Origin of the sequence: Micromonospora profundi (genome assembly GCF_011927785.1) — a bacterium.
GTDB classification, from domain to species: Bacteria; Actinomycetota; Actinomycetes; order Mycobacteriales; family Micromonosporaceae; genus Micromonospora; species Micromonospora profundi.
In genome coordinates this window covers 1,613,572-1,621,890 of sequence record NZ_JAATJK010000001.1, presented here as the reverse complement: position 1 = coordinate 1,621,890, position 8,319 = coordinate 1,613,572, and the positions used below count along the sequence as shown (strand labels likewise).

The following is an 8,319-nucleotide window of genomic DNA, read 5'->3' as shown; positions in this document are numbered from 1 at the left end:
CACCTACTGCAAGGAAGTTGACTCTCCCTTGTGGACGGAGATTTTCGGGATTCAGGCTGGTGGCGACCGCGGTGACCGGGATGGTTCGTCTCCCGTACCGCCGCCGCGACCCGACCCCTGAGAGGACGACATGGACCGGGGACCTGGCATCGACTACCCCGACATCACCCATTACGACGAGGACGACGACCCGGGCAGCCTGATCGGCGAGGAGATCGAGTACGACCTCGGACCGGACGACGACCCGGGCATCGACCCCGGTTGGGAGGAACCGGACGACGACGAGGAGGGACCGCCCAGCCTGCGCCCACCGGTCCGGCTCGCCCCGGTGCTCGTGTGCCTGCGAAACGAGATCAACGCCCGCTGGCCGAACCGGGATCGCGCCTCGGACGGCTGGATCGGCGACACCGCCCACCAGGCCACGAAATCCGACCACAACCCCGACCAGGACAACTCCGTCAACGCGCTGGACGTCGACCGGGACGGCATCGATCCGCAGCTGGTGGTACGCCGGGCCATCGCCCACCCGTCCACCCAGTACGTGATCTTCGACCGGACCATCTGGAGCCGTACGCGGGGATTCACGCCGTCGCGCTACACCGGGTCGAACCCGCACACCAAGCATCTGCACGTCAGCGTGAGTCACGCCACCGACCTGGAGAACAGCCGCCGGCCGTGGGGCATCGCCACCGCCGCACCGACAGTGGCGCTGAAACTCGGCGAACGGGTCCTGCGCAAGGGTTCCACGGGCGGTGACGTCCGCGAACTCCAGACCCTGGCGAACACGCTCGGCGCGAAGCCGCCGCTCGCCGTGGACGGCGACTTCGGCAGCCGGACCGAGGCGTGGGTGCGCGACTTCCAGAAGGCGAAGAAGCTCACCGTCGACGGCCTGGTCGGGCCGAAGACCGTGGCGGCCCTCCGGGCGGCAAACAAGCCGGAACCGGCGAAGCCGTCGACTCCCCCCAAGCCGTCGACTCCCGCGAAGCCGGCCACGCCCGCGAAGCCGCAGAGCAAGCCGCCGGCTCAGCCGCGACGGACGCCCGGTAGCCGTACGCTGCGCCGGGACGCGACGGGCGACGACGTCGGCTTCGTCCAGCGGTTCATCGGCGAGCGGCAGTGCGGCAAGGCGGACGGGAAGTTCGGCGCCCGGACCGAGGCCGGGGTGCGCTGGTACCAGAAGATGCAGGGCCTCGCCGCCGACGGCGTGGTCGGCCCGCGCACCTGGCGCAAGATGGGAGTGAAGGTCACGTACTGACGACTGGTGTCGGCTGACCGAGGGCTGCCGGTCGTCGTGACGGCACCGGGTCACGAGGCAGCCCCGGGCACCGGCCGCACGACCTGCTCCGGTCGGCCCGCCGGCACGCCGAGGGCCGCCGACAGGTCGGCCCCGCCCTGGTCGATCCCGTCGACCGTCGACAGGGCGAACACGAACCGGTCCGGCCGCAGCACCACCAGGTCGGTGTGGTGACGCCGGAGCCATTCGCCGAGCACGCCGTCGACGTCGACGACATCGACCCGGTCCGGCTGGCCGTCCTCCGGCAGGTCGGCCACCGGCGTGCCGGCCGGGTGGACGGCGACGAACCGCACCGGCAGCCCCCGCCACCCCGGGCCGAGCGGACCGCCCGCCGTGGCAGGGCTGAGCGGTCTGACCGCTGCGGCGGGGCCGAGCACCGCGAAGCCGTCGCCGAGCGCGTCGTCGAGCAGTCGCGCGTCCGGCGACCCCGCGACGACGATCCGGGGCTGGGGGAACATCGTCCCGACCACGCCGTCGCGCCGGCCGCCGGCCATCAGACCCCGCCGGTACGCCGGGACCGGCTTGAACTCGAACCGCTCCACGAACCGCCGTACCCGGGGGATCGCCTGGACCGCCCGGAGCACTGTGTCCCGCATCCAGGCGGCGGCCCGGTTGCGGGTCAGGAAGACGCGCCCGAGCCGGACGCTCGTCTGCGCCATCTCCACGGTGTGCGGGCGCCGCTCGGTCTCGTACGTGTCAAGCACTGCGGCGTCGGCGGCGCCGGACAGCACCAGAGCCAGCTTCCACGACAGGTTCGCCGCGTCGCGCAGACCGCTGCACAGGCCCTGGCCCAGGAACGGGGGCATCTGGTGGGCCGCGTCGCCCAGCAGGAACACCCGGCCTTCTCGCCACCGTTGCGCAATGAGGTGGTGGAAGCTGTAGACCACCGCCCGGGTGACGTCGAACCGGTCCGGGTCGACGTACGGCGAGACGAGCGCGGCGATCATGTCCGGGCGCCGCATCTCGGCTTCGGTCTCCCCCGGGCGCAGCATGAACTCCAGCCGGTAGCTGCCGGCCGCGCCGGGAGACACGAACGCCGGGCGCCGCCAGTCGCAGACGAACCGGGTGTCCCTGACCCGCACCGCGTCGGGCGGCACATCGCCGGAGACCGCCAACCACGGCTCGGCGTAGCTCGCACCGCCCAGCGGGATCCGGACGGCGGCGCGGGTGGCGCTGCGGGCGCCGTCGCATCCGAGCACGTACTTCGCGCGGACTGCACGCCGCTGGCCGGTGCCCACCTCGGACAGGAGCACTGTCACCCCGTCCTGGTCCTGCTGGAGACCGACCAGCTCGGTGCCGAGTGAGAGCTGGACGTGCGGGAAGCGGTCCAGCCCGGTCCGCAGCGTCTGCTCCAGCCGTGGCTGGTCGAAGAAGCGCAGCGGGGCGTGTCCGTACCCGAAGTCCGTCTCGGACAGCGCCATCCGGGCGAAGACCCGGCCCGCGTGGTTGACGTACTCGACGAGCGGCGGGGCGATCGTCTCTCCGCGGATCTCGTCGAGCAGGCCGGCCTGCTGGTAGATGCGCAGCGCCTCGTCGTCGCAGGAGAAGGCCCGCGGCTGGCCGTGCGGGGCGACGCTGCGCTCCACGACGAGCGTGGTGACGCCGCGGGCGCCGAGCAGGTTGGCGGTGAGCGCACCTACCGGCCCGCAGCCGATGACGGCCACGTCGACATCCTGGACCGGGTGGTGGGCCGACGACTGAACTGGACGCATGGCGGTGCCCTCTCGGAACACGTTCCCGTGGGGACGGCTCCGAGCCGTCCTCCTCCGACGTCAACCAGGGCACCAGGCAGGCGTGGAGAAGGTGTGGAGACGGCGTGGAGGCGGGCCTCCACGCCGGTCAGAAACCGGCGAACCGGGGCAGCAACAGCCCGGCTCCCTGCTCGGCGGCGATCCGGGCGCCGAGGTCCCACTCCGTGCGGTCGCGGCGGGCGACACCGCGGATCCGGTGCAGTTCCGCGGCGAACACCAGCTCGCCCAACCGCTCGGCCACTGCCAGGCCCTCGTCGGCGAGCGTCGCCGCGGTCTCCGGGCGACCGGCGGTCAGGTACGCCTCGGCCATCGCGCAGATCGTGATGGTCCGGGTGGACCGCAGCCCGGGACGATAGATCTCCTGGCCTGCTGCGCGCATCGCTTCGAGCCGGCCGTGGTCGCCGCCACGCGCGGCAGACCACTCGATGAAGAACGCGCCCGTGGCCATCATGTGCGGCAGGCCGGTGGCCTGGCCGATGTCCCGACACCGCCGCCCGGCGGCGTCGGCCGCGTCGACGTCGTGTTCCTGCATCGCCAGCCAGGCGGCATAGAGTGCCGCGTTCGCCCGGCCGTACGGGTCGTCCAGCTCCTCGGCGAGCGCCGCGGCGTCGGCGATGTCCGCCCAGGCGCCGGAGGGGTTGCCGCGCACCGAGCGGACAAGCGCCCGGAAGTTGTGGCAGCCCAGGACCGGACGCCTGCCGACCTCGCGGCGCAGCAGCCCACGATCGACGGTACGCAGCCGGTCGATCGCGGCGGTGAGCCGGCGTTCACCGTCGGCCGGCCGGCCGGTGAAGTAGCCGACAACGCCCAGCAGGTACTCGCCGGCCACGGCGATCAGCCGGCTGCCGTCGTCCTCGGCCCGTACCAGCCGCTCGGCGAGGTCGGTGCAGATCGCGAACTCGGCCCGGTTGGCGGCCAGCTCGCCCAGTGCCCAGAGCGCGGAACGGATGTCGGCGTCCGGCCCCACGAGCGTCAACAACTCGCGGGCACGGGCGCAGACCTGGTCGACCGCGTCGCTGCCGACGCCCACAGTCATCTGCAACAGCGACGCGCGGTGCAAATGGACTGTCAACTCGATGAACGCCCTGTCGGGCGACACCTGCGCGGTCGGGGCCAGCCGGTGCGCGGCGCGTTCGAGGTGACCGAGCGCGTCCTCGTAGGCGACCCGCCTGGTCGCGTCGTCGGCGGCGAGCAGCGACCACCGCAGGTGGTCCTCGCCGTGACCGAGCCCGATGGCCTGACCGAAGTGGTGGGCCAGCTCTGCCGGTGCGACGTCGGCTGCCCGTTCGTAGGCAACCGCCAGTCGGGCGTGCAGCGCGGCCCGGTGCGGCGGGGGCAGCTCGGCGTAGGTGACCTCGGCGATGAGCGGATGGCGGAAGGTGACCGCGCCCGGCCCGGCCTCGGTCACCAGTGCGGCCGTGTACGCCGGGACGAGCCGCTCGGCGACCGCCGGCGCCGTGGTGTCCAGCGCCGCCGCCAGCACCTGAAGGTCCAGGTCGTGTCCGGCGACACTGAGCAGGTCGAGGCAGCGCCGGACAGGGTCGGGCAGCCCGCCGAGCCGCAGCCGTAGGGTGTCCCGGACACTCGGCGGCAGCTCCCCGGCATCCGCCGGGTCGGCCCGGGACCGGAGCAGCTCCGTGATGAAGAACGGATTCCCTCCGGTACGGGTGACGAGTCGGGCCACGGCCGGCTCCGGTGGTGCCACCCCGGTCCGCTCCCGGATGAGGTCGGCAACCGAGGAGGCGTCCAGCCCGGCGAGCCGCAACTGACCGAAACCCCAGCCGCGAGCCAGCTCGGCGACTGTCGCCACCAGGACGGGGTCATGCTCGTACGGTCGGAGGGTGGCGACCACGAGCGCCCGCGACGCCGACAGGTCGGCCGAGAGGAACCGCAGCAACAGCAGCGAGTCCGGATCGGCGGCGTGCAGGTCGTCAAGCACGACAAGCAGACCCCGCCGCCGGGCCACAGCGTGGACCAGTTCCGAAACGGCCTCGTACACCTGGAACCGCGCCGTCGGGTCGAGTCCGCCGCTGTCGGCGGAGCCGGGCAGCGATCCGGCGGCGAACCCGTCCAGGCGGCTCGCCGAGCCGGTGGCGCTGGCCTCCGGCATCGCCACGAGCGCGCGGACGACCTGGCTCCAGAGCCAGAACGGCGGCGCCTGCCCGACATCGGGGCAGCGACCCCAGACCACCGGAACGCCGCTCTCGGCGGCCTGCGCGCCGAGTGCCGCGGCGAGGCTGGTCTTGCCGATGCCGGCCTCCCCCACCAGGGCCAGCATCCGCCCGCCGTGCCGGTTGGCCGCGTGCAGTGTCTCCCGTAGCCGCTCCAGCTCCGCGTCCCGGCCCACAAGCGGACCCGCACCCCGGTCGGGCGACACGTCGGCCACCGCCTGTTCCCGCCCGGACGGCTCAGCCCCACGCTCCCCCGCCTGCGCTTCGGGCTCGGTTGGCTGCGTTCCGGGCTCGGTCGCCTGCGCTTCGGGCTCGGTTGGCTGTGCTCCCGGCTCGGCGGCGGGCGGTGGGGTCTCGGCCACCCGCACGGTCTGCCGACCGGCGGCCGCGACAGGGTCGGCCTGCGCCGGTACGGCCTGCTCAAGGATCAGCCGGTACGCCGCCCGGACCTGTTCGCCGGGGTCGATCCCGTACTCGCTGGCCAGGATCCGACGCCCCTCGTCGAAGACCGCAAGCGCCTCGCTCTGCCGGCCGGACCGGTACAGCGCCACCATCAACTGCGCCCGCGCCCCCTCGCGCAACGGGTTCGCCGCCACGAACCGGCGCAGCTCCGCCAGGAGCGTCGCGTGCCTGCCGGCCACGACGGCAGCGGTCAGCCGCCCTTCCTCGGCGCTCAACCGCAGCTCAGCCAGGCGTGCCGCCTCCGGGCGCACCGCAGCCAGCTCGGCGACGCCCGCGAGTGGTTCGCCCCGCCACAGGGCCAACGCCTCGGCGTAGCCGGACTCGGCGGTCGCCGGCTCCCCGGCCGCGAGCGCGTCCGCCGCCCGATCCACAAGGCTGCCGAACCGGATCGCGTCGATGGCTTCGATCTTCACCCGCAGCTCGTACCCTTTGGGGCGGCTACGAAGGAAGCGCGCCGGCTCGCGGTGGGACCGCTCCGGCTCCAGGACCCGACGCAACCCTGCCACGTACGTACGCAACGTCATGTGGGCGCTGGCCGGCGGCCGTCCGTCCCACAGCGCCTCGACAAGCCAGTCGGCGGCGACGAACCGGTTCGGTCGCAGCAGAAACAGGGCCAGCAGCGCCTGCTGCTTCGGGCTTCCGAGGGGCACCACCTGCCCGTCCCGGACGACCTCCGGCGGACCTAGCACCCGGAACTGCACGCCATCACCACAACGACGATCCCCACCTGTCCAGTGCCGAGTATGGCAGCGGTGGGTCGCGTCGGACATCCGCGACCCACCGTCCAGTGTGTCCTGTCATGGCGGCGGTCAGGTCAGGCTTTCGGTCCGGCCCGGCCGCATGGAAGTGCCGGAAGCTACCCGTGGGCTCCCCGGGCACTGACGTGGAAGTTGAATACTGCGCCGTTGCGGACGAGGGTGAAGTTCCACTTCCCGCCCGTCTTGAGCACGTTCGGCTTGGATCCCGGATACCGCTTCCGGAACCACTCCTCGAGCCGCTCCGCCTCGGCGAGGGACAGCTCTCCGACGTCATCCACCTTCGCCGCAACGCCCCGATCGTCGTTACAGCCGGCGTTGAACCGGTAGCTGGTGTCCCGGTTCCACCGGCCGTTGCCGAACATGGTGACAGTGACCGGGCCGGACCGCTTGGACTCCAGCTGCGGGATGGGAGGGTCGGCGACGACCACGCCGGGTGGCGTCTCCAGCGAGGGGAACGGCACCGCCACCGTCTCGATGATCGCCTGTGAGGCCCAGTTGAAATCAACGTTGAACGGCATGCCCATCCCCCTGCCCGGAGTTCCACGCCCGCCGGCCCGTCGTGGCGGCACGTCGACGTGGTCCATCATCGGGCCGTGCCGAGGTCAGACGGCGCGCACTGTCCGTGCTCGGACAGTGCCGCGCAACCGACAGCGCCGACGATTCGCGCCGGCCCTCATCGGGCCGAGCGCCGGTTCTGAGCGATGGGTGTCGGTCAGGCCGACGCGTGGCAGCGGATCAGGGCGTCCAGCGCACGCCGGGGTTCACCCTCCCGGACCAGTCGAAGACGGCCATGTTGTCCCACTGGTTTCCGGTGCCGTTGATGTTGGCTGGGTCCCAGCCGTTGCCGTTGACGGCGTACCAGGTCGGTTCCCAGTAGAAGACCCCGACGGCTCCCGCGTTACGGGCGGTGTTCTGGACCCAGTCGAACTCCTGGGCCTGCCCGGCCCAGGTCGCGCTGATCCCGTCACATGTCGCGTCGCCGATGGCGTTCGGCTCGCTGTCCGCGTTGTTCCGGGTGAACGGGTACGCGGTCTCCACGATCACCACCGGCTTCCCGTAACGCCCGCGAACGTCGACGATGTTGTTGTAGAGATTCGACAGGCTGCCGTGCCACATGCAGTAGTACGACAGCGCCGTGATGTCCCACTGCACGCCCTGCGCGCGGATGCCGTCGTAGAACCAACGGGCGTTGGCGTTGCTGTCGGCGTTCGCGGTGTGGATCATCACGGGGATGCCGCTGCCGCACGCCTTGGTGGCGTTGTAGCCCTGCTTCAGCAGCCCGGCCAGCGGGGCGAAGTCGTTGTTGACGACCTTCCCCTCGTTCCACAGCATCCCGACGTTGATCTCGTTGCCGATCTGCACGCTGTCCGGCGTGGTGCCCTGCCCCCTGAGGCTGGCGCAGACGTCGTAGGTGAAGGCGTACACGTCGCTGCGCAGTTGGCTCAGGCTGTGACCGGCCCAGGCAGCCGGCTTGTACTGCTTGCCCGGGTCGGCCCAGGTGTCGGAGTAGTGGAAGTCGATGAGGACCTTGAGGCCCTTCGCCTTGGCCGCCCTCGCCTGCCCCAACACCCTGCTCTTGTTGTTGTAGCCGCTGATCGGGTTGTTCCAGACGCGGAGCCGTACGTAGTTGACGCCGACGGACTTCAGGATGTCCAGAGGGTCGCGGGCGGCGCCGCCGGCGTCGTAGTACTTCGCGCCCAGGTCGAGGCTGCGCTGCAACGATGAGACGTCGGCGCCCCGCATGCTCAGCGTGTTCGCGGCGGAGGCGGGCGTGCCACCGAGCGTGGTGGAGGCCACGAGGATGCCGGCCGTGACGGCGCCGATCAGGGCCCTGCGAAGGCGATGAGGTGTGGCCGGATGCGTGCTCACGAGACTCCTTCGCA

The 8,319-nt window shown here is 71.9% G+C and carries 5 protein-coding genes; 1 reads left to right on the top strand and 4 read right to left on the bottom strand.

Translation table 11 applies throughout. The annotated features are described in order from the left end of the window. Window positions 1-130: 130 nt before the first annotated feature. Window positions 131-1,255, top strand: a complete 1,125-nt coding sequence (locus F4558_RS07020; RefSeq protein ID WP_053656539.1) for a peptidoglycan-binding domain-containing protein — start codon at window positions 131-133, stop codon at window positions 1,253-1,255. A 50-nt stretch (window positions 1,256-1,305) separates the two neighbouring features. On the opposite strand, the gene F4558_RS07015 is transcribed toward F4558_RS07020, so the two are convergent. The 4 genes from F4558_RS07015 to F4558_RS07000 form a co-directional block, all read right to left on the bottom strand. Further along, window positions 1,306-3,006, bottom strand: a complete 1,701-nt coding sequence (locus F4558_RS07015; RefSeq protein ID WP_167943561.1) for a bifunctional 3-(3-hydroxy-phenyl)propionate/3-hydroxycinnamic acid hydroxylase — start codon at window positions 3,004-3,006, stop codon at window positions 1,306-1,308. Window positions 3,007-3,133: 127 nt separating this feature from the next. Further along, window positions 3,134-6,379, bottom strand: a complete 3,246-nt coding sequence (locus tag F4558_RS07010) for an ATP-binding protein (RefSeq protein ID WP_167943560.1) — start codon at window positions 6,377-6,379, stop codon at window positions 3,134-3,136. 155 nt (window positions 6,380-6,534) lie between these two features. Further along, window positions 6,535-6,954: a hypothetical protein gene (locus tag F4558_RS07005; RefSeq protein ID WP_157552616.1), complete on the bottom strand. Its 420-nt coding sequence runs from the start codon at window positions 6,952-6,954 to the stop codon at window positions 6,535-6,537. A 217-nt stretch (window positions 6,955-7,171) separates the two neighbouring features. After that, window positions 7,172-8,305 (bottom strand): glycoside hydrolase family 53 protein, encoded by a 1,134-nt coding sequence (locus tag F4558_RS07000; protein WP_312877283.1) that lies wholly within the window; start codon window positions 8,303-8,305, stop codon window positions 7,172-7,174. Window positions 8,306-8,319: the final 14 nt, after the last annotated feature.